We start from the raw sequence: 18161 nt of genomic DNA, 5'->3' as shown, positions 1-18161 counted from the left end.
GGCGGCTTCGGGACGGCTGCCGCACCGGACGCCGCGCTCGATCAGGCGTTCGGCAGGCTGTGGGAAAGGCGGCGGCATTCCCTCGCGGCCCCGCCCGGCAGTGGCGGAAGACACCGCCGGGCCATGGAGGCGAACCTCCATATCCATGCAGGGGAATTACACATTCCAAGTTTTGCCGCATTTTACCACGCACGCCGGGACGGTTGCCTCAACTCCATGAAAATATAAAGCAGTTGACGGCGCCATTGACCTTCGCAATTATCGGTTCCCGGCGACGGCCGGCGCTTCCTTTCGGGCAACCGGCCCTCACACCAAGGACACTGCACGCCAAGGACACTGCACGCCAAGGACACTGCACGCCAAGGACACTGCATGCCCACCATCGCGATATCCCGAGGGCCTGTCGAATACACCGTCCTCGAAGGCGACTGCGAAGCCGCCCCACTCGTCCTCCTCCACGAAGGCCTGGGCTGCATCGCCATGTGGCGGCGCTTCCCGGCCCGCCTGGCGGCGGCCACCGGCCGCCGGGCCCTGGTCTTCTCCCGCCACGGGCACGGCGGTTCGGGCCCGGCCCCGCAGGAGCGCACCCCGCGCTCCCTGCACGAGGAGGCCCACGAGGTCCTCCCCGAGCTGCTCGGCCGGCTCGGCATCCACCGTCCCGTGCTCGTCGGCCACAGCGAAGGCGCCTCGATCGCGCTGCTGCACGCGGCCGGGCACCCCGTCGAAGCCGTCGTCGCCCTCGCCCCGCACCTGTTCGCCGAGCCGCAGACGCTCCGCGGCGTCGCCGCGGCCCGCGAGGCCCACGCGTCCGGGCCGCTCGCCAAGGAGCTGGCCTTCTACCACCAGGACCCGCTCACGGTGTTCCGGCGCTGGAGCGGGCTGTGGCTCTCCGAGGCCTTCCGCGGCTGGGACATCGAGAGCGACCTGGCCGGCGCTACCGCCCCCGTCCTCCTCATCCAGGGCGACAGCGACCCGTACGGCACCTTCGCCCACCTCGACGCGGCCGAGCGCGCCCTCGGCGGGCCCGTGCAGCGCCTGGAGCTGGCCGGCTGCGGCCACGCCCCGCACCTCGAACGGCCCGACGACGTCGTCGACGCCGTCCAGACCTTCCTCGCCACCGCCACCGCCACCGCCACCGCCCCCGGCCCCGTCGGCCGGCCCCCGCGCCTGGAGATCCGGCCATGAGCGACCTCGACGACGTCCGCCTGGACGGCCTGCTCGCCGCGTCCGCGCGCCGGCACCCCTCCCGGCCCGCCCTCACCGCCCAGGGCCGCACCTGGACCTACGCCGGGCTCGACCGCGCCGTCGACGGGCTGGCCCGGCAGCTCCGCGCGGCCGGCCTGGAGACCGGGGACCGGGTGGGCGTCCTGGCCCCCAAGGGGCCCGAGGCGGTCCTCGGCATCTACGCCGCGCTGCGGGCCGGAGCGGTCGTGGCCCCGCTCGACGTCGCCGACCCGCCCGTCCGCACGGCCCACATGGTGCGCGGCGCCGGGATCTGCCTGCTGCTCGCCTCGGACCGCTCCCTGGAGGGCTGCCGCCGCGCCGCCGCCGAGGCGGGCGCGGGCCCCTCGCCGGACGAGGGCGCCCTGGACCACGGCCTGCACCGGATCCGCACCCTCGCCCCGGCGGACCGCCCCGCCCCGCTGCCCGCACCCGCCGGCAGCGGCGGCTACGTCCTGTTCACCTCCGGCAGCACCGGCCGCCCCAAAGGGGTGCTCCTCTCCCACGCCAACGTCGCCCACTTCGCGCTGTGGGCCGCCGCCGAGCTCGGGCTGACGGAGACCGACCGCGTGGGCTCGCAGGCCGCGCTGACCTTCGACCTCACGACCTTCGACCTGTTCAGCACGGCCGCGGCGGGCGCCTGCGCCGTCCTGATGCCCGACGTCCTGCGGGCCTTCCCGCGCGACGTCGTCGGCTGGCTCCACGAGCAGCGCATCACCGCCTTCTACGCGGTGCCCTCCCTCTACCAGGGCATGCTCGAACGGGGCGGCATCGCGGAGCACTTCCCGGCCTCGCTACGGGTCGCGGCGTTCGCAGGCGAGCCCTTCGCCCCGCGCCCCCTGGAGCGCTATCTGCAACTCCTGGGCGACGTACCGCTCTACAACCTCTACGGGCCGACGGAGACCAACGTCTGCACGTACAGCCGGGTGCCCGCCGACTGGACCGCCGATCAGGAGGTCACCATCGGCCGGGCCGTCGACGGCGACGTCGTCGACGTCCTCGGCGAGGACGGCCTGCCCACCGACGGCACCGGCGAGATCCACGTCGCCGGTGCCACCGTCTTCCAGGGATACCTGCAGGACGGGACCCTCACCGACCCCACCCGCACGGTGCGCTTCCGCGACGGCGTCGCCCGCCGCGCCTACGCCACCGGCGACATCGGCCGCATCACCGCCGACGGCCGCGTGTTCCTGCGCGGCCGCGGCGACACCCAGGTCAAGCGGCGCGGCCACCGCATCGACCTGCTCGACGTCGAGAGCGCCGTGCTCGCGCTGCCCGGCGTCACCGCCGCCGCGGTGGTCGCCAAGGACGGCGCGCACCACGGCGAGATCTGGGCGTACGTCCAGAGCGGCGGGGGCGGGAGGGACGTGGGCGGAAAGGGGGCCTCAGCCACTGCGGAGACCTCCCCCGCGGAGATCGCCAAGGAGAACACCGAGGAGGTCGCCGAGGAGATCCTCGCCGGTCTGCGCGGGCTCCTGCCGCTGCGCATGCTGCCCGACCGCGTCGTCCCCGCCGCCGCCCTGCCCGTCAACGCCCGCGGCAAGGTCGACCGCCGCGCGCTCGCCGCCCGCACCGACGGGCCCCGTACCACCTGACCGTCCGCCACTCCCCACAGAAGGAGCCCGAGCGTGAACACCGTAGAGGACCTCTGCACCCTGATCAGCAGCAAGATCACCTGGGGGCGCGGCGAGGAGCCCCGGGAGCTCCTGCCCGGCACCCCGCTGCTCGAACAGGGCCTGCTGGACTCCCTGTCCATCATGCAGATCGTCGCCGCGCTCGACGCACAGGCCGGCATCGTGCTGCCGGACACCGAGATCGTCGCGGCCAACTTCCGCAGCCCGCAGGCGCTGTGGAGCGTGCTGGAGGAGCTCCGGGCGGGGGCGGCCCGGTGAGCGACGCACGCGCGGCCGCCGGGCCGCACCCGACCGTGATGCCCGCACCTCTGCGCCGCGCGGGCGGAGAAGCGATCGAGGAGGCACTGTGAACGCCGCCGAGCGTCTGCTGCGCTCCGGTCCCCCGGGGACCGAGGCCGTGGTGGACGAGTACCGCGACCGGGCGCTGCCCCTCGTGGAGCAGCTGACCGGCAAGGGCTTCCGCGACCAGTGGGAGGCCCTGGCCGGGCTCGGCGTGCTCCGTCTGGACCCGCCGGAGCCCGGGCCCGGGGCGCTCGCTGCCGCCGCCCCCGGGCCCGTCACCCGCTCGCTGGCCATGATCGAGGGCATCGGCCTGGCCGGCGCCGACCCCGGCGTCGTCTACGCCATGGCCTCCCAGGTGTTCGGCATGGAGTATCCGCTGCGCGCCGTGCTCCCGGCCGGCGCGTGGCGGTCCGTCGCCCGCATCCAGGAGGGGCGCGAGCTGATGTGCCACGCCCTTACCGAACGCAAGGGCGGCAGCGACCCGCTGTCCATGGACACCCGCGCCACGCGCGACGGCGACGGCTATGTACTGGAGGGCGCCAAGACCTTCATCACCGCCGCCCCCGTGGCGGGCCTGGCCCTCGTCTTCGCCCGCACCGAGCAGGGCCGCTCGCCCTTCTCCCTGTCCGCCTTCCTGTTCCCCGTCGCCACCCCGGGCGTGACCCGCGCCGAGGCCTTCGCGAAGACCGCGCTGCCCGGCGTGCCGATGGGCGAGCTCGTCTTCGACGGCGTACGCCTGGACGCGGGCAGTCTGGTGGGCGGCGAGGGGTCGGGGCTGGCGCTGCTCTCCTCCACCACCACCTGGGAGCGGGCCCTGCTGCTCGGCTACGCCCTCGGCCCGATGCGCCGCACCCTGCAGCGCCTGACGGACTGGGCCTGCGGGCGCGGGCACTTCGGCCGCCGCATGGGCGCCAGCCACCAAGTGGCCGCCCGTATCAGCGACATGGCGCTCGTCCTGCACCGCTCCCGCACGCTGCTGTACGCCATGGCGGCGCGGCTCGACGCGGGAACGCCCACCCGCCGGCTGTCGGCCGAGGCCGCCCTGACCAAGATCTCCGTCTCCGAGGACTACGTACGGCTGACCGAGCACGCCACCGCGCTGTCGGGCGTACGGGCCTTCATCGCCGATTCCGAACTCCCCGCCGATCTGCACAGCCCCATGGCGGCGCTCACTTATGCAGGCCCCAACGACCTGCTGCGCATCGGGGTCGCCCGTGAATTCGGGCTCCCCGTCGAAAACTGATGCGCGAACCGATTCCCGAGCCGACTCCCGAGCCGGGAACCCGATTTCCGAGCCGGGAACCCGATTTCCGAAAGGCCCCTCATGGCCATGTCCCTGCCCACCGAGCTGCTGCCCGCCGAATTCGACGAACTGCTCGACGTCGCCGAGGCGACCGGGGCGGCCCTCGCCCCGTTCGCCGCCGAGGTGGACGCGGGCCGCTCCACCGGCCACGAGACCTACCGCATCCTGCGCGAGGCCGGGCTGCTCGGCCTGCTCGTGCCCCGCGCGGCCGGCGGGGCCGGGCTCGGCTTCGCCGGGTACTCCCGGGTGCTCGCCGTGCTGGGCGCCCACAACGGCGCCGCCGCCCTCGGCTTCAACATGCACAACGTCGCGATCGGCTCCCTGTGCGAGTCCGCCGGCACGCCCCTGCCGCCCGCGGCCGAGGCCTTCCGGTCCTGGCTCTTCGACGAGGTGGTCCACGGGCACAAGCTGTTCGCCTCCGCCACCTCCGAGGCCGGCAGCGGCGCCAAGCTCCGCGGCGTGCGCACCTCCTACCACCGCACGGGGGACGGCGGGTACGTCATCACCGGCGAGAAGTCCTTCGTCTCGCTAGCGGGCGTCGCCGACTACTACGTGGTCGCCGCCCGCGCCGAGGGCACCGACGGCAGCGGCGAGGTCTCGCACTTCGTCGTCGCGGCGGACGACCCCGGCGTGAGCTTCGGAGAGGTGCACAGCCTGTCCGCCATGTACGGCACCAGCACCGCGGGCATGACCCTGGACGCGGTGACCGTGCCGCGCTCGCGGCTCTTCCTCGGCGTCGAGGGGATGTCCCTGTACAAGCTGGTGCGCGAACCCCACTGGATGATCGCCGGGTACACGGGCGCCTACCTGGGCATCGCCGAGGCGATCCTCCGCTTCACCACGGACCACGTGGCCGCCTCGCCCCGGCGCGCCGGGTCGCCGGTGCTGCAGCGCGAGCTCGGCCGGATGTCCGCGCGGCTGAGCGCCGCCCGGGCCCTGGTCGCCGAGGCCGGTGCGCGCGTGGACGCCGCGCGCGGCAGCGCCGGGGCCAACGCCGCGGTGCACGCCGCGAAGTACGTCGTCGGCGAGACCGGCCCCGCCCTCGCGCAGGACGCCGTCCGGATCTGCGGCTCGGTGGCCGTGAGCCGGTCGCAGCCGCTGGAGCGGCTGCTGCGCGAGGCGTCCTTCGCCTCCGTGATGCCCGCCAAACCGGAGGAGTGCCTGGAGTATCTGGGCAAGGCCGCGCTCGGCGTGAACCTGTACGACGCGACGGCCTTCGACTGGTGAGGGCCGACGGACAGCGGCGGCTCGCCGCGGCGGGGGCCCCGGCCTCCGCCCTGCCCGCCGTACCGCGTGCCGCCGTCCCCACCGTCACGTACGTGCTGTTCGTGGTGATGGCCGGCGGCACCCTGCCCACACCCGTCTACGCCCTGTACGCGCAGCGGCTGCACCTGTCCCCGCCGGTCGTCGCCCTGGTCTTCGCGGCCTACGCGGTGGGCATCGTGGCCGCCCTGCTGCTGTTCGGAGGGCTGTCCGACAAGATCGGGCGGCGCGCCACGCTCGTCCCGGCGCTGGTCGTCGCCGCGGCGAGCAGTGTCGTCTTCATCGCCTCGCCCACCCTGCCGGGGCTGTTCGCCGGGCGGCTGCTCTCCGGCGTCTCGGTGGGCCTGACGACCGGCGCCGCCACCGCGTACCTGAGAGAACTGCACCCCTCACCGCCCCGGGCCGCGCTCATCGCCTCGGTCACCAACATGGCCGGGCTCGGCAGCGGGGCGCTGCTGTCGGGCGTCCTCGTGGAGTACGCGCCCTCGCCCGCCGTGCTGCCGTATACCGTCCTGATCGCCCTGCTGCTGCCGGGCGCGGCGCTCGCGCTGCTGCCCGAGCGGGTCGTGGCCCGCGGGGGCGGGATCCGCCCGCAGCGGATCGGCGTGCCGCCCGCCGTGCGGCGGCCGTTCACCGCCGCGGCGGTCGCCGTCTTCGCCTCGTTCGCGCTGCTGGGCCTGCTGGCCGCGCTGGCGGGCAACTTCCTCGTGCAAGGGCTGCACAACCACAGCCACCTCGCCGTCGGCCTGGTGGCCTTCAGCGCCTTCGGCTCCGCGGGGGCGGCCCAGCTCCTCGCGGTACGGATGGCGCCGCGGGCCGGCCTGGTCGCCGGGATGACCGCCGTCCCGCTCGGGCTCGCCCTCATCGTCACCGGCCTGTCCGCCGCCTCGCTGCCCGCCTTCCTGTGCGGCTCCGTGCTGGGCGGGGCGGGCGCGGGCACGTCCTTCAAGTCCGGCCTGGCGCTGGTGACGTCCCGGGCCGCGCCCGACCGCGTCTCGGAGCTGGTCTCCGGCTACTTCGTCGCCGCGTACCTGGGCCTGACCGTGCCGGTCGTCGGCGTGGCCGTGCTGCTGGCCGAGGGCACGCTCATGACGGCGGCCGGCGTCTTCGCCGGGGTGGTCACGGTGCTGTGCCTGGGCAGCATCGGCGTCACCGCGGCCCTCGGCAACCGCACACCCACCCGAAGGACCCCGCCATGACCACCGCGCTCTCCCCCGTCGGCCCCGACAGCTACCGCGCCCTGATGGCCGCCCATCCCGGCGGGGTGGCCGTGGTCACCACGGACGACGGCCTCGGCACCCCGTACGGCTTCGCCTGCACGGCGTGGTGCGGCGTGTCCCTCGACCCGCCGCTGCTGCTGGTGTGCGCCTCCACCACGGGCAGCACCCTGCCGGTGCTCGCCGGGCGCGGCTGGTTCGCCGTCAACCTCCTGCACGGGGCGGGGCGCCGCGCCGCGGAGGCCTTCGCCCACCGCGACGCGGGCCGCTTCTCGGCCGTCCCCTGGCAGCGCTCCCCGGCCACGGGCCTGCCCCTCCTGCCGGAGGACGCCCACACGGTGGCCGAGTGCCGCGTCCACCGCCTGAACCCCGCCGGCGACCACACCGTGATCATCGGCGGAATAGTCCGCACGACCACGACGCGGGGCGCGGACCAGCCCCCACTGCTGTACGGCATGCGCCGGTACGCGACGTGGCCGGCCCCGTAGGGGACGGCCCGCCTGCCGACGAGGACACGGGGTCCCGGGTCACCCGCCACACCCGGCAAAGCCGGGAAACCCCAGCCCGCAACGGCGCCGCACCCCCCACCGTAGGCCCGGCGGAAGCCGGACCCCGCGTCGCGGAACCCAGCCGGACGGCTAGTCCGCGTGGCCGAGTTGGAGGTCGCGTTCCGTGCGGCCTCCGCCGGCGACCTGGAGCACCGTGGCCACCGGCGGGTACCCCGCGGCGATGACGGTGTACTCGCCCGCCGAGAGGTCCACGAACCGGAAGGACCCGTCGGGGCCGGTGGTGGCGGTGTCGACGACGTTGCCCGCGGCGTCCAGGAGGGTGACGCGGGCGTCCTCGACCAGCCGGCCGCCGCCCGCCCGCACGACGCCGCGCAGGACGGCCCCTCCGGCGAGCTCGATGTCCTGACGGGTCTCGCGGCAGGACTGGACGGTCACCGGCAGCGCGGCGGGCCGGAAGACGGGGGCGCTGCCGGCCAGCGTGTACTCGCCGGCGACGAGTTCGGTGATGTCGTAGCCGCCGTCGCGGCCGGTGCGGGTGGAGGCGACGACCTCGCCGTGCACGTTGGTGAGGGTGACGAGCGCGTCCCGCACGGGCGAGCCGTCGGCGGTGAGCACGGTCCCGGCGAGGCGGCCGGCGCCGCCGAGCACCACGTCGAGCTCGACGGGGCGTTCGCCGACGGTGACGGTGACGGCCTGGGGCTGGTGGCCGCCCGCGGCCGCGATGAGGACGTAGGAGCCGGTGCCGGGCGTGCTGAGGGCGTACCGCCCGTCCTCGCCGGTGGCCCCGCGCCCGATCTGCCGTCCCCCGCTGTCGATCAGGGTGAGGGCGGCGCGGGGCACGGTGGTGCCGTCGTGGTGCTGGACGATTCCGGTGACGGGGATGCCCGGCACGAAGGGGGGTTCTTCCTCCGGCGGTGCGGTCCGCGCGGAGGGGATGACGGGGGCTTCGGCGAGGTTTTGGGACACCGGCGGTTTCTCCTTCAGCAGGAAGGCAAGTAAAAGGCCCAGGACGAGGACGGGTACGAGGTACAGGAAGATCCGCGGCATGGCGTCCGCGTAGGCGCGCACGTAGCCGCTGCGGAGCTCGGCGGGCAGGGCGCGGAGCAGCCGCGGGGTGAGCGCGTGCGGGGCGGACGGCGCGCCGCCGCTGCCCGCCCCGCCGGCGAGGCGGTGGGCGAGGAGGGCGCCGAGGGAGGCCACGGCGAGCGCGCCGCCCAGCTGCCGGAGGTACGTGGTGGCGCTGCCGGCGGCCGCGAGGTCCGCGGCGGGCACGGAGTTGCGCACGGCGCGGGCGAGGGCGGGCAGGGCGAGCCCGGTGCCGGCGCCGAGGGCCGCCGTCGCGAGGGCGTAGGCGGGCCAGGTCGTGCCGGTGCCGAGGCGGGAGAGCGCGTACGCACCGGCGGCGGCCGCGGCGCAGCCGGCGGCGGCGAAGAGGCGGCAGCGTCCGGTGCGCCGGGCGAACCGCCCGCTGAGGAGGGAGCCGAGGACGGCGCCGGCCGTCAGGGGCAGGAGCAGCAGCCCCGCCCGGACGGCGCCTGCGCCGTCGGCCATCTGCAGGAAGGTGGGCAGACAGCCGACGGCGCCGAAGAGGGCCGCGCCGGTGCCCGCGCCGAGGGCGGCGCAAACGAGGAAGGTGCGGTCGCGCAGGAGGCGGGGCGGGACGAGGGGGTCGGCCGCGAGGTGCTCGACGACGATGAAGAGCAGGGCGGTGCCGAGGGTCGCGGCGGCGAGGCCGAGGACGGCGCGCGCGTGCCAGGCGGGGGCGGCCCCGGCCCGGTCGGCCAGCAGTACCGCGCTGACCGAGAAGGCGACGAGGAGCAGGGCGCCGAGGGTGTCGAAGCGCGCCCGGTGCGCGGGCCGGGGCAGCCGCAGCCCGGAGGAGACCGCGAGGAGGGCGAGCAGGCCGAGGGGGACGTTGAGGTGGAAGCACCAGCGCCAGGAGGCGTGGTCGGTGAGGAGGCCGCCGAGCGGCGGCCCGGCGAGGGAGGCGAGTGCGAGGACGGCGGCGGCCGCGCCGAGGCGGCGGCGCCGCTCGCGGGCGGGGGTCAGGTCGGCGATGATCGCGTGGACGCCGGCCAGCACGCCACCGCCGCCGACGCCCTGGAGGGCGCGGAAGGCGAGGAGCTGGTCCATGGTCTGTGCCCGGGCCGCGAGGGCGGAGCCGGCGACGAGCAGGACGACGGCGAAGGCGAAGACGCCCTTGCGGCCGGCGGTCTCGCCGAGCCGGCCGTGCACGGGAACGGCGACGGCGGAGCCGAGCAGGTAGGCCGTGATGACCCAGGTCGCGCGGCCGGCGCCGTGCAGGTCTCCGGCGATGGCCGGGAGCGCGGTGGCGACGACGGTCTGGTCGAGCGCGGCGAGGAACAGCGCGAGCAGCAGGCCGGCGAGGACCACGCCCGGCCGCCCCCGGACGGAGGGGGGTTCGGGGGGCGCCGGAGGTGCGGGGGCGGCCTCGGGTGCGAGCAGGACGGGCACCGGCCCGTCGCTCTGTACCAAAGTGGTCCCACCCACGTGCCGCTCCCCTCGTAGCACCTGCTATCGCCGCCCTTTTCTCGCATTTCGCGACAACGGCGGGCAACCGAGGGGATTGACCCGAGAGACCATCGGTGGGGCTTTTGCGCCGGTCGGAGGCATACGGCGGCCCCCTGTGGCGCCGGGGAAACCACCCGAAACGGTGAAGCCCGGACCGCGACCGGTCCGGGCTTCCACCGACTACCTCTCGGCCGTGCGCCGCCTACTTCTCGGTCTCCGCGGCCAGCTTGGCGAGGACGGCGTCGTAGATGCGGCCGAGGCCCTTGGGGGCGAAGGTGCGCTCGAAGAAGCCGCCGATGCCGCCGGCGCCGTTCCACACGGTGCTGACGACGACCCGGGCCTTGCCCTCGCCGGCCGGGGTGACGGTCCAGGTGGTGACCATGGAGGAGTTGCGGTCCTTCTCGACCAGCTGCCCGGTGGTGGGCTCGGCGACCTCCAGCAGGCAGTCGCGGACGCGCTTGCTGGTGGCCTGGAGCTTCCAGTGCACGAGGGTGCCCTCGCCGTCCCCGCCCTCGCGCACCTCGTACTCGCTGAAGTGCTCGGGCAGCAGCTTGGCCCGGGTGCCGGTGTAGTCCGCCAGCGCGTCGAACACCTCCTCCGGGTCCGCCGCGATGATCCGCTCCGTCGTGGCCTCGACCTGGCCCATGGCTGCCCTCCGGGACATGTGAAAAAGCTGTGCTTGCCGTACCTGCTTCGCGGCACAGCCAACCACCAACGCCACACCCGCCCAAATCCGGGCCCCTCGCCCGGCACGAACATGTGTTCCAATCTCGACGGGAGGGATCGGGATTGATGCCGCAACCTAGATACCTGACACTGCGTCAATTGACTGGACGGTCTGCCGCGCCATCCCTACCTCCTGCACTCTTGCGCTGATCAGGCGCAGAGGCGAGGCTCGTGCACGTCCGTGCAACTGACTCGGTACAGGAGTGCCCCATGGCCCTAAAGTTTCTGGGGATCTGGCCCAACACGCCCGACGACGGATCACCCACGATCTGGCTGGACGACACGACAGGTGACCTGATCATCCAGTCTTGGAAGGCGGACGAGGAGACGATCCGGCAGGCACAGGCAGTCGGATCGGTGCCGGGCCACTCCACGGACGTCCCGGACCACGAGACCGTGATCCGGCTGCCTGCCAACATGCTCCAGTTCATCCCCCGCCCGAGCAGTGAGGACAACGGTGGCAACAGCGGTACGTGAATGCCTCGCAAAGGCGCAGCGCTCAGCGATGCACCTTGAGATGCGGGACAGCTACATGCGGGACGACCCCGAGTTCATCCGCTGGCAGGAAGGGCACCGGTACGACCCGGCCGACCGCGAATCGTGGTGGCGCTCGTGGCTGGACGTGGTGGCCGAGACGACCGGCCGGGGTGTCGTCATGCGCCGCCTACGCGTCGTCTCCGAGCCGCTGAGCGACTACGTCCGGTACGAGTACGACGGCACCTTTACGAACGTCACAGCGGGCGAGGACGTGCGGTGGCTGCCTCGGTCACGCGCTCGTGATCTGCTGCTCCCTGCGCTGGACGGGTGGGTCATGGATGAGGAAACCGTGATCCTCCACCACTTCAGCGGCGAGGGTGAGTGGACCGGGCCGCGCATGGAAGTCGTGCACGACCCGGCCTTGGCCTCGCAGTACGTCCGGGCCTACGAGGCAGCGTGGGAGCGAGCGATTCCCCACGCGGAGTACCGGCCCGTCTGATCACGCACCCATGGCTGTCTCTGCATCTTCCAGTGCCCAGCAGGCCCGGCAGGCTCTGGCGAAACGTCTTGCGGATCTCTGCCGGGATGCCGGGCTGACCGGGGCCGATCTTGCCGAACGCTGCGGGTGGAGCCGGTCCAAGTCATCCCGGATCATGAACGCCCGTACGCCCCCCTCCGCTGACGACATCCGCGCGTGGTGCCAGGCGTGCGGGGCCGAGGGGCAGACCGAGGACCTGATTGCCTCGCTGCGGACGGTCGAGGGCATGTGGGTGGACTGGCGGCGCATGGAGCGGGCCGGGCTCAAGCAGGCCCAGGAGGCTCGCCTACCGCTGTATCAGCGGACCCGCCGTTTCAGGTCCTACTCGTCGTGGCTCGTGCCCGGCCTGATCCAGACGCAGCCGTACACGACAGCCGCCCTCCAAGCGATCCAGCGACGGCGCGGCCTGGTGGACGACGTGGCCGACGCTGTAGCTGCCCGCATGGAACGTCAGCGGGTGCTCTACGAGAGTGACCGGCGGTTCGCCTTCCTGGTCGAGGAGTCCGTGCTGCGTGCCGGAATCGGCGGCGCTGACGTCATGGCCGGACAACTTGGCCACCTGATCTCGGTCGCCTCACTTCCCAACGTCAGCTTGGGAGTTGTGCCCATGACGCCGAATCGGGAGCGCTGGCCGGCTGAGGGGTTCTGGCTCTACGACACGGCACAGGTCAACGTCGAGTTGATCTCTGGCTATCTCACGATCACGCAGCCGAGCGAGGTGGCGATGTACGCCGAGACGTTCGCGGAATTGGCAGCGCTGGCCGCCTACGGGGCGAGTGCTCGTGCGCTGATCACATCGGCGTTGGACTCTCTGGGGTAACTGGCGTGCAACCTCGTGCAATCGGCTGGGAGTTGGGGTTCCTCTCTCCCTAGCGTGGTCGTCGTCGGATCACGCGAGGGGACGGCGGACGATGGCGAGCCAGACCGGACAGGACACAGAAGCGAAATCGGAGTACCTGACGTACGCCCCCAGGGGTGAGACGTGCTCGAACTGCAACAAGCCGAACGGCCTTTCTCTGGCCCGAACACGGGGGTCGTGAGTGGCACGCCGACCCGAGCGCCGTGAAGCGCGCCTGACCCTACAGATTCCCGCCCCCGCCAGGGCGGGTCGGCAAGTGCAAGCCCCCACACCATCACGAGTGAAGGAGCACCAGATGCCCAAGCACGGCGGCGGTACCGGAAGCGGTCAGGGCGGCAGCCAGCAGGACGACGGCAGCAGCGGGCGCGGACACGGGGGCGGCGGCTCGGAGACGAGCGGCGGCAACTCCTCCGACGGCTCCGGCCCCGCGAAGAAGTAGCACCGGATGACCGCGCGCAAAGAGGAGGTAGGCCCTTCGGGGCTCGCCTCTGCGCTCGTTGCTTCGGGCGCCCTGCAATCCGACTGGCTGCCGACGTTCAAGGCAGTTCCTCGGGACCTGTTCGTCCCTGACCGCATCTGGCCGGGCATCGCGGACGGCACCCGGCAGAACCCCGTGGTGGACCGCGCTAAGGACCCTGACGCCTGGTTCAGGGCGGTGTACTCGGACATCCCGCTGACCACACAGTGGGACGACGGCAACCACACCGGGGACGGCCTGGGGAAGACGCCTTCCAGCTCCAGTTCGCAGCCTCACATGGTGTTTTCCATGCTGGCCGATCTCGATGTGAAGGACGGGCACAGGGTCCTGGAAATCGGGACGGGTACGGGCTGGAATTCGGCGCTACTCGCACACCGGCTCGGTGGTGAGATCGTCGTCTCCATCGAGTACGACCCCGAGGTCGCGAGGGGGGCCGGGGAGAACCAGCGCAATGCAGGACTGTCTCCGCTGGTGATCGTCAGGGACGGACGGCTGGGGTACGCGGGAGGGGCCCCGTACGACCGCATCATCGCGACGTGCTCAGTCGGGGAGGTTCCCCGGGCATGGGTGGACCAGACGCTCACCGGCGGGCTGATCGTGGCCCCCTGGGGAACCCTGTACGGCGGTGAGGCCATCGTCCGGCTGACCGTGGACGACGGGACGGCCAGCGGACGTTTCACGCGCTCCAGCGCCTTCATGCGTCTTCGGCAGCAGCGCCCGAACCTGCCCCCGCATGACGCTTATCTCAAGGGTCATGCGTGGCCCGGCGACGGCGTCAGGAGCACCACCACGCTTTCGCCCGCCGAGGTTGGCGGGTGGGTGGAACAGTTCGCCATCGGGCTCCAGATGTCCGGGGCGTTCTGGAGCGTGGAGCGCTACGACGACGGCTCGTACACGCTGTGGACGTACAGCACCGACACCCTGTCGTGGGCATCCGCCGACTACGAACCGGGAGCCGACTCGTTCGAGGTCGTCCAGTCGGGCCCACGCAGGTTGTGGGACGAGACGGAAGCCGCCTACTGCTGGTGGGAGGCACAGGGACGACCCGGGTTCGATCGATTCGGACTGACCGTAGCCGAGGGCGCGGAGCGGCCCTGGCTCGACTCCCCGGACCACCCCGTCCCCGCAGTGGGCTGACACCCCGTACCGCCCCGATCGGCGCCTCCCCCGTGAGCGCTGGTCGGGGCGGTACGCGTTTCCGCAGGTCAGATGCTCTTATGGGAGTGCACAACACGCCGCTGCTGCGCGAGGCCGCCGCGGTCACCGACGTCGGGGTGTCGATGTCCGTCGGCTTCCTCGACCGCGAGCTGTGGCGCACGGTCGAGCCCGGCACCCCCTCGCCGGCGCGCCGGCTCGACGCCGTCCGGGCGCTCACCGAGCACGGCATCCCCTGCGGGGTGCTGATGACGCCGGTCATCCCCTTCCTCGGCGACTCCCCCGAACAGCTGCGGGCGACGGTGCGCGCCGCCGCCTCCTCCGGCGCCACCTCGGTCACCCCGCTCGTGCTGCACCTGCGACCCGGCGCCCCGCGAGTGGTTCACGGCCTGGCCGGCCCGCCACCACCCGCACCTGGTGCGGCGCTACGAGACGGCCGAGTTCGGCATAGGCCCCACGGGCCCCGGAGAGCACCGCCGCGCCCCCGCGCCCCCGCCCCGCCGGCCCCGGACCCGGCCCCTCCGTAGGCGACCCGGCTGACCCTGCTGTGAGGCCCGCTACCGTACGGCCATGGTGCGCATACGGACGATGACCGAGGACGACGTCGACGCCGTGGCCGAGATCCGCGTGGGCGGATGGCGGACCGCCTACGCGGGCCTCGTACCGCAGGGCCGGCTCGACGCCATGGACGCCGCCGAGGACGCCGCGCGGCACCGGAGGTTCTTCCGGCAGGACGGCGGCCTGCAGCAGGTGAACCTGGTCGCCGAGACGGCGGGCGGCGACGTCGTCGGATGGGCCTGCTACGGGCCCTGCCGGGACGCCGACGTCACCGGCGGGAACGGCGAGCTGTACGCGCTCTACGTACGCCCGGACCTCATCGGCACCGGGGCCGGCCGCGCCCTGTGCGCGGCCGTGATCGAAGGCGCGGCCGCACGCGGCTTCCACCGGCTGCTGCTGTGGGTGCTGGAGGGCAACCACCGCGCGCGGGCCTTCTACGCCCGCGCCGGCTTCGCCCCCGACGGCGCCGGGCGGCCGGACGACATCGACGGCACCCCCGTACCGGAGGTGCGCTACGCGATGCCCCTCCCCGTCACATGAGCCGCTCCAGCGCCTCGCGTGCCGCCGCCCGGAGGCGGTCGTGCTCGCGGGCGGCGACCAGGGCGTCCTCCGCGCGCCGGTCCCCCAGGGCGCCCAGGCCCTCCACGCAGGCGCGGGCTATCGGCCAGCAGTGGTCGCGGGCCGCCAGCAGCCGTTCGAGCGTGGCCAGCAGGGCGGGGACGGACTCGGGGGCGCGCAGCTCGGTCAGCAGGCGGACGGGGTGCAGGGCGTAGGCGGTGCGCAGCGGGTTGGTGGCGAGGGCCGCGGCCGCGCGGGCGGTGCGGGGGTCGCCGAGGCGGGCGAGGACGAAGGCGGCGGTGGCGCAGCGCACCGGCTCGCGGTAGTTGAGGAGCAGGATCAGCGTCTCGAAGGCCCGCCGGTCGCCCTCCGCCCCCAGGACGAAGGCGGCGATCTCGCGCGCCCACAGCGGCTGTTCGGGGGCGACCAGGATCCCGGCGAGCTCGTCGCGCCGCGCGCGCCGGGCGGGGGGACCGCCCTCGCGCGAGCGGACGAGCGCGAGGAGCCGCTCGAACTCCGAGAACTCGGCCGACGTGCCCAGTTCGGCCCGCACCCGTTTCACCAGCGCACGGAATTCCTCTTCTGCCCTCTCGGCTCCTGTCACTGCCCGCTTCTCCTCCCCGAGTGGCCTGCGCCACATCGTAAGTCGCCCGCCCCGCCCCTGGCGCTCTTGGTTACCCGTGAGTTAATCTCCCGGCAAGAGCGGCACCCCCGCTCGGGCGGCCTGGTGACGCAGCCGCCCGCTGCTTTCGACGCCGGTTCGTCGGTTCGGCCCGTCGAGTACGGCACGGCCCCGGGACAGGGCCTGCCGGTCGCACAACTCCCTTTCCGTGGTCGCCCCTTACCCGTACGTACCCGGAAATCCCGCACCCGGAAAATCCCGCAGCCGCCGCGGCCCGCCGGGGCCGCCCCGCCTGCACCGGCAACCGACCGATGCATCCCCGCGCCCGGGGAACACCTTCTGGAGTCTCGCGATGGACCGTACGTCCACCCCTGAGCCGTCCCTCTCCTCCCCCTCCCCCTTGAGGACCGTCGCCGTCGTCGGCCTCGGCACCATGGGCACCGGCATCGCCGAAGTCCTCGTCCGGGCCGGCCGCGAGGTCACCGGCATCGACGTCTCGGAGGCCGCGGCGGCGCACGCCGTCCGCGCGCTGGAGACCGCCACCGCCCGCGCGGTGCGCCGCGAGCGCATCACGGAGGACGAGCGGCGGGCCGCGCTCGCCCGCTTCCGCACGGCCACGGACCTGCGGGCCGCGGCCGGCGCCGACCTGGTGATCGAGGTCGTGCCCGAGGACTACGCCGTCAAGCACGAGGTGTTCACCGCCCTGGACGCGATCGTGCGCCCGGAGGCCATCCTGGCGACGGGCACCAACGCCCTGTCCGTGACCCGGCTGGCCGCCGACTCGGCGCGCCCGGAGCGCGTCCTCGGGATGCACTTCTTCAACCCGGCGCCGGCGATGAAGCTGGTGGAGGTCGTCTCGTCGGTGCTCACGGCGCCCGCCGCCGTCGCGGCCGTCACCGCGCTGGCCCGGGAGCTGGGCAAGGAGCCCGTCGCGGTCGGCGACCGGCCCGGTTTCGTCGCCGACGGGCTGCTGTTCGGCTACCTCAACCAGGCCGCGGCGATGTACGAGGCGCGCTACGCCACCCGCGAGGACATCGACGCCGCGATGCGGCTGGGCTGCGGGCTGCCGATGGGCCCGCTCGCCCTGCTGGACCTGATCGGCATCGACACCGCGCGCACGGTCCTGGAGGCCATGTACGCGGCCTCCCACGACCGGCTGCACGCTCCCGCACCGGTCCTCGGCCAGCTCGCGGAGGCGGGGCTGACCGGCCGCAAGGCGGGCCGCGGCTTCTACACCTACGACGGGCCGGACTCGGCCCTGGTGGTGCCCGACGCGCAGACGCCCGGCGCGGGCGGCAGCGGGGCCGCGGCTCAGGCGCGCGAGGTGCGCGCGGTCGGCGTGGCCGGGTCGGGCACGATGGCGAGCGGCATCGCCGAGGTCTTCGCCAAGGCCGGCTACCGCGTCGTGCTCGCGGCGCGCTCGCAGGATAAGGCCGAGGCCGCCAGGGCCCGGATGGCGAAGTCGCTCGCGCGCTCGGTGGAGAAGGGCCGCATCACGGCCGCGGAGCGGGAGGCCGCGCTGGCGGCCGTCGAGCCGGCGGGGTCGCTGGACGCCTTCGCCGACGTCGACCTGGCGATCGAGGCGGTCGCGGAGGACCTGGCGGTCAAGCAGCAGCTGTTCGCCACGCTGGACAAGGTCTGCAAGCCGGGCGCGGTGCTGGCCACGACCACCTCCTCGCTGCCGGTCGTCGCCTGCGCCCGCGCCACCTCGCGCCCGCAGGACGTCATCGGGATGCACTTCTTCAACCCGGCGCCGGCGATGAAGCTGGTGGAGGTGGTCCGCACCGTCCTGACCGCGGACGACGTGCACGCCACCGTCCGCGCGGTCTGCGCGAAGGTGCGCAAGCACGCCGTGGACTGCGGCGACCGGGCCGGGTTCATCGTCAACGCCCTGCTGTTCCCGTACCTGAACAACGCGGTGAAGATGGTGCAGGAGCACTACGCGAGCCCGGACGACATCGACGCGGCCATGAAGCTCGGCGGCGGCTATCCGATGGGGCCCTTCGAGCTGCTCGACGTCGTGGGGCTGGATGTGTCCCTGGCCATCGAGAAGGTCCTGCACCGCGAGTTCCGCGACCCCGGGCTCGCTCCGGCACCCCTGCTGGAGCACCTGGTGGCGGCGGGCTGCCTGGGGCGCAAGACGGGCCGCGGCTTCCGCGAGTATGCGAAGGCCTGACCGGACCGCGCGCGAGCGCGACGTGGGCTGGGGCGGACTGCTCGAACCCGGGG

The 18161-nt window shown here is 73.7% G+C and carries 17 protein-coding genes and 1 pseudogene; 15 read left to right on the top strand and 3 right to left on the bottom strand.

The window, feature by feature from the left end; translation table 11 throughout:
* Positions 1 to 372: 372 nt before the first annotated feature.
* The 7 genes from FGW37_RS26265 to FGW37_RS26235 all read left to right on the top strand — a co-directional run bounded on the left by FGW37_RS26265 (position 373) and on the right by FGW37_RS26235 (position 7408).
* Positions 373 to 1185, top strand: a complete 813-nt coding sequence (locus FGW37_RS26265) for an alpha/beta fold hydrolase (protein WP_179083301.1) — start codon at positions 373 to 375, stop codon at positions 1183 to 1185.
* Positions 1182 to 2816: an amino acid adenylation domain-containing protein gene (locus tag FGW37_RS26260; protein ID WP_179083300.1), complete on the top strand. Its 1635-nt coding sequence runs from the start codon at positions 1182 to 1184 to the stop codon at positions 2814 to 2816. The genes FGW37_RS26265 and FGW37_RS26260 overlap by 4 nt, the downstream gene beginning before the upstream one ends.
* 33 nt (positions 2817 to 2849) lie before the next feature.
* Positions 2850 to 3113: an acyl carrier protein gene (locus FGW37_RS26255; protein WP_179083299.1), complete on the top strand. Its 264-nt coding sequence runs from the start codon at positions 2850 to 2852 to the stop codon at positions 3111 to 3113.
* An 88-nt stretch (positions 3114 to 3201) separates the two neighbouring features.
* Positions 3202 to 4380, top strand: coding sequence for an acyl-CoA dehydrogenase family protein (locus FGW37_RS26250; protein ID WP_218650606.1), 1179 nt, complete (start codon positions 3202 to 3204; stop codon positions 4378 to 4380).
* A gap of 87 nt (positions 4381 to 4467) precedes the next feature.
* Positions 4468 to 5667 (top strand): acyl-CoA dehydrogenase family protein, encoded by a 1200-nt coding sequence (locus FGW37_RS26245; protein WP_179083298.1) that lies wholly within the window; start codon positions 4468 to 4470, stop codon positions 5665 to 5667.
* A complete protein-coding gene (locus FGW37_RS26240; RefSeq protein WP_179083297.1) occupies positions 5664 to 6902 on the top strand; it encodes an MFS transporter in 1239 nt (412 codons plus the stop codon). Before FGW37_RS26245 ends, FGW37_RS26240 begins: the two co-directional genes overlap by 4 nt.
* Positions 6899 to 7408 (top strand): flavin reductase family protein, encoded by a 510-nt coding sequence (locus tag FGW37_RS26235; RefSeq protein ID WP_179083296.1) that lies wholly within the window; start codon positions 6899 to 6901, stop codon positions 7406 to 7408. The genes FGW37_RS26240 and FGW37_RS26235 overlap by 4 nt, the downstream gene beginning before the upstream one ends.
* Positions 7409 to 7558: 150 nt before the next feature.
* Here the strand turns inward: FGW37_RS26235 and FGW37_RS26230 are convergent, their stop codons facing one another.
* A complete protein-coding gene (locus FGW37_RS26230; protein WP_179083295.1) occupies positions 7559 to 9940 on the bottom strand; it encodes an MFS transporter in 2382 nt (793 codons plus the stop codon).
* 223 nt (positions 9941 to 10163) lie between these two features.
* Complete coding sequence (locus tag FGW37_RS26225) at positions 10164 to 10607, bottom strand: SRPBCC family protein (RefSeq protein ID WP_179084922.1); 444 nt, start codon at positions 10605 to 10607, stop codon at positions 10164 to 10166.
* 290 nt (positions 10608 to 10897) lie between these two features.
* Here FGW37_RS26225 and FGW37_RS26220 point away from each other — a divergent pair, with 290 nt between their 5' ends.
* From FGW37_RS26220 to FGW37_RS26190, 7 genes and pseudogenes are all read left to right on the top strand, one after another.
* Positions 10898 to 11164 (top strand): hypothetical protein, encoded by a 267-nt coding sequence (locus FGW37_RS26220; RefSeq protein ID WP_179083294.1) that lies wholly within the window; start codon positions 10898 to 10900, stop codon positions 11162 to 11164.
* Complete coding sequence (locus FGW37_RS26215) at positions 11145 to 11663, top strand: DUF6879 family protein (protein WP_343067194.1); 519 nt, start codon at positions 11145 to 11147, stop codon at positions 11661 to 11663. The genes FGW37_RS26220 and FGW37_RS26215 overlap by 20 nt, the downstream gene beginning before the upstream one ends.
* 10 nt (positions 11664 to 11673) lie before the next feature.
* Entirely contained in the window at positions 11674 to 12522 is an 849-nt protein-coding gene (locus FGW37_RS26210; RefSeq protein WP_179083292.1) for a helix-turn-helix domain-containing protein, read from the top strand.
* Between the two features lie 334 nt (positions 12523 to 12856).
* Positions 12857 to 13000: a hypothetical protein gene (locus FGW37_RS26205; RefSeq protein ID WP_019885290.1), complete on the top strand. Its 144-nt coding sequence runs from the start codon at positions 12857 to 12859 to the stop codon at positions 12998 to 13000.
* A 6-nt stretch (positions 13001 to 13006) separates the two neighbouring features.
* Complete coding sequence (locus FGW37_RS26200) at positions 13007 to 14176, top strand: methyltransferase domain-containing protein (protein ID WP_179083291.1); 1170 nt, start codon at positions 13007 to 13009, stop codon at positions 14174 to 14176.
* A 101-nt stretch (positions 14177 to 14277) separates the two neighbouring features.
* Positions 14278 to 14734 (top strand): annotated as a pseudogene (locus FGW37_RS26195) (radical SAM family protein); the annotation flags it as partial.
* A gap of 30 nt (positions 14735 to 14764) precedes the next feature.
* The gene (locus tag FGW37_RS26190; RefSeq protein ID WP_246430576.1) at positions 14765 to 15292 is read left to right on the top strand and encodes a GNAT family N-acetyltransferase; all 528 of its coding nucleotides are present in this window, start codon (positions 14765 to 14767) and stop codon (positions 15290 to 15292) included.
* On the opposite strand, the gene FGW37_RS26185 is transcribed toward FGW37_RS26190, so the two are convergent.
* On the bottom strand, positions 15285 to 15914 hold the full coding sequence (locus FGW37_RS26185; protein WP_246430575.1) for a HEAT repeat domain-containing protein: 630 nt from the start codon (positions 15912 to 15914) through the stop codon (positions 15285 to 15287). The genes FGW37_RS26190 and FGW37_RS26185 overlap by 8 nt on opposite strands.
* A gap of 370 nt (positions 15915 to 16284) precedes the next feature.
* On the opposite strand from FGW37_RS26185, the gene FGW37_RS26180 reads away from it, so the two are divergent.
* Positions 16285 to 18108 (top strand): 3-hydroxyacyl-CoA dehydrogenase family protein, encoded by a 1824-nt coding sequence (locus FGW37_RS26180; RefSeq protein ID WP_179083289.1) that lies wholly within the window; start codon positions 16285 to 16287, stop codon positions 18106 to 18108.
* The last annotated feature ends 53 nt before the right edge of the window (positions 18109 to 18161 follow it).

The sequence above is a fragment of the Streptomyces rectiverticillatus genome, from assembly GCF_013394065.1.
Classification (GTDB): Bacteria; Actinomycetota; Actinomycetes; order Streptomycetales; family Streptomycetaceae; genus Streptomyces; species Streptomyces rectiverticillatus.
Note: the sequence above shows the minus strand (reverse complement) of the source record. Positions and strands in the feature narration are given on the sequence as shown.

Bases quoted from the DNA above. Each gene is read 5' to 3' on its own strand.
- FGW37_RS26265 (WP_179083301.1), top strand. From the start codon at position 373: ATGCCCACCATCGCGATATCCCGAGGGCCTGTCGAATACACCGTCCTC.
- FGW37_RS26260 (WP_179083300.1), top strand. From the start codon at position 1,182: ATGAGCGACCTCGACGACGTCCGCCTGGACGGCCTGCTCGCCGCGTCC.
- FGW37_RS26245 (WP_179083298.1), top strand. From the start codon at position 4,468: ATGTCCCTGCCCACCGAGCTGCTGCCCGCCGAATTCGACGAACTGCTC.
- FGW37_RS26235 (WP_179083296.1), top strand. From the start codon at position 6,899: ATGACCACCGCGCTCTCCCCCGTCGGCCCCGACAGCTACCGCGCCCTG.
- FGW37_RS26225 (WP_179084922.1), bottom strand. From the start codon at position 10,607: ATGGGCCAGGTCGAGGCCACGACGGAGCGGATCATCGCGGCGGACCCG.
- FGW37_RS26220 (WP_179083294.1), top strand. From the start codon at position 10,898: ATGGCCCTAAAGTTTCTGGGGATCTGGCCCAACACGCCCGACGACGGA.
- FGW37_RS26210 (WP_179083292.1), top strand. From the start codon at position 11,674: ATGGCTGTCTCTGCATCTTCCAGTGCCCAGCAGGCCCGGCAGGCTCTG.
- FGW37_RS26205 (WP_019885290.1), top strand. From the start codon at position 12,857: ATGCCCAAGCACGGCGGCGGTACCGGAAGCGGTCAGGGCGGCAGCCAG.
- FGW37_RS26200 (WP_179083291.1), top strand. From the start codon at position 13,007: ATGACCGCGCGCAAAGAGGAGGTAGGCCCTTCGGGGCTCGCCTCTGCG.
- FGW37_RS26190 (WP_246430576.1), top strand. From the start codon at position 14,765: ATGGTGCGCATACGGACGATGACCGAGGACGACGTCGACGCCGTGGCC.
- FGW37_RS26180 (WP_179083289.1), top strand. From the start codon at position 16,285: ATGGACCGTACGTCCACCCCTGAGCCGTCCCTCTCCTCCCCCTCCCCC.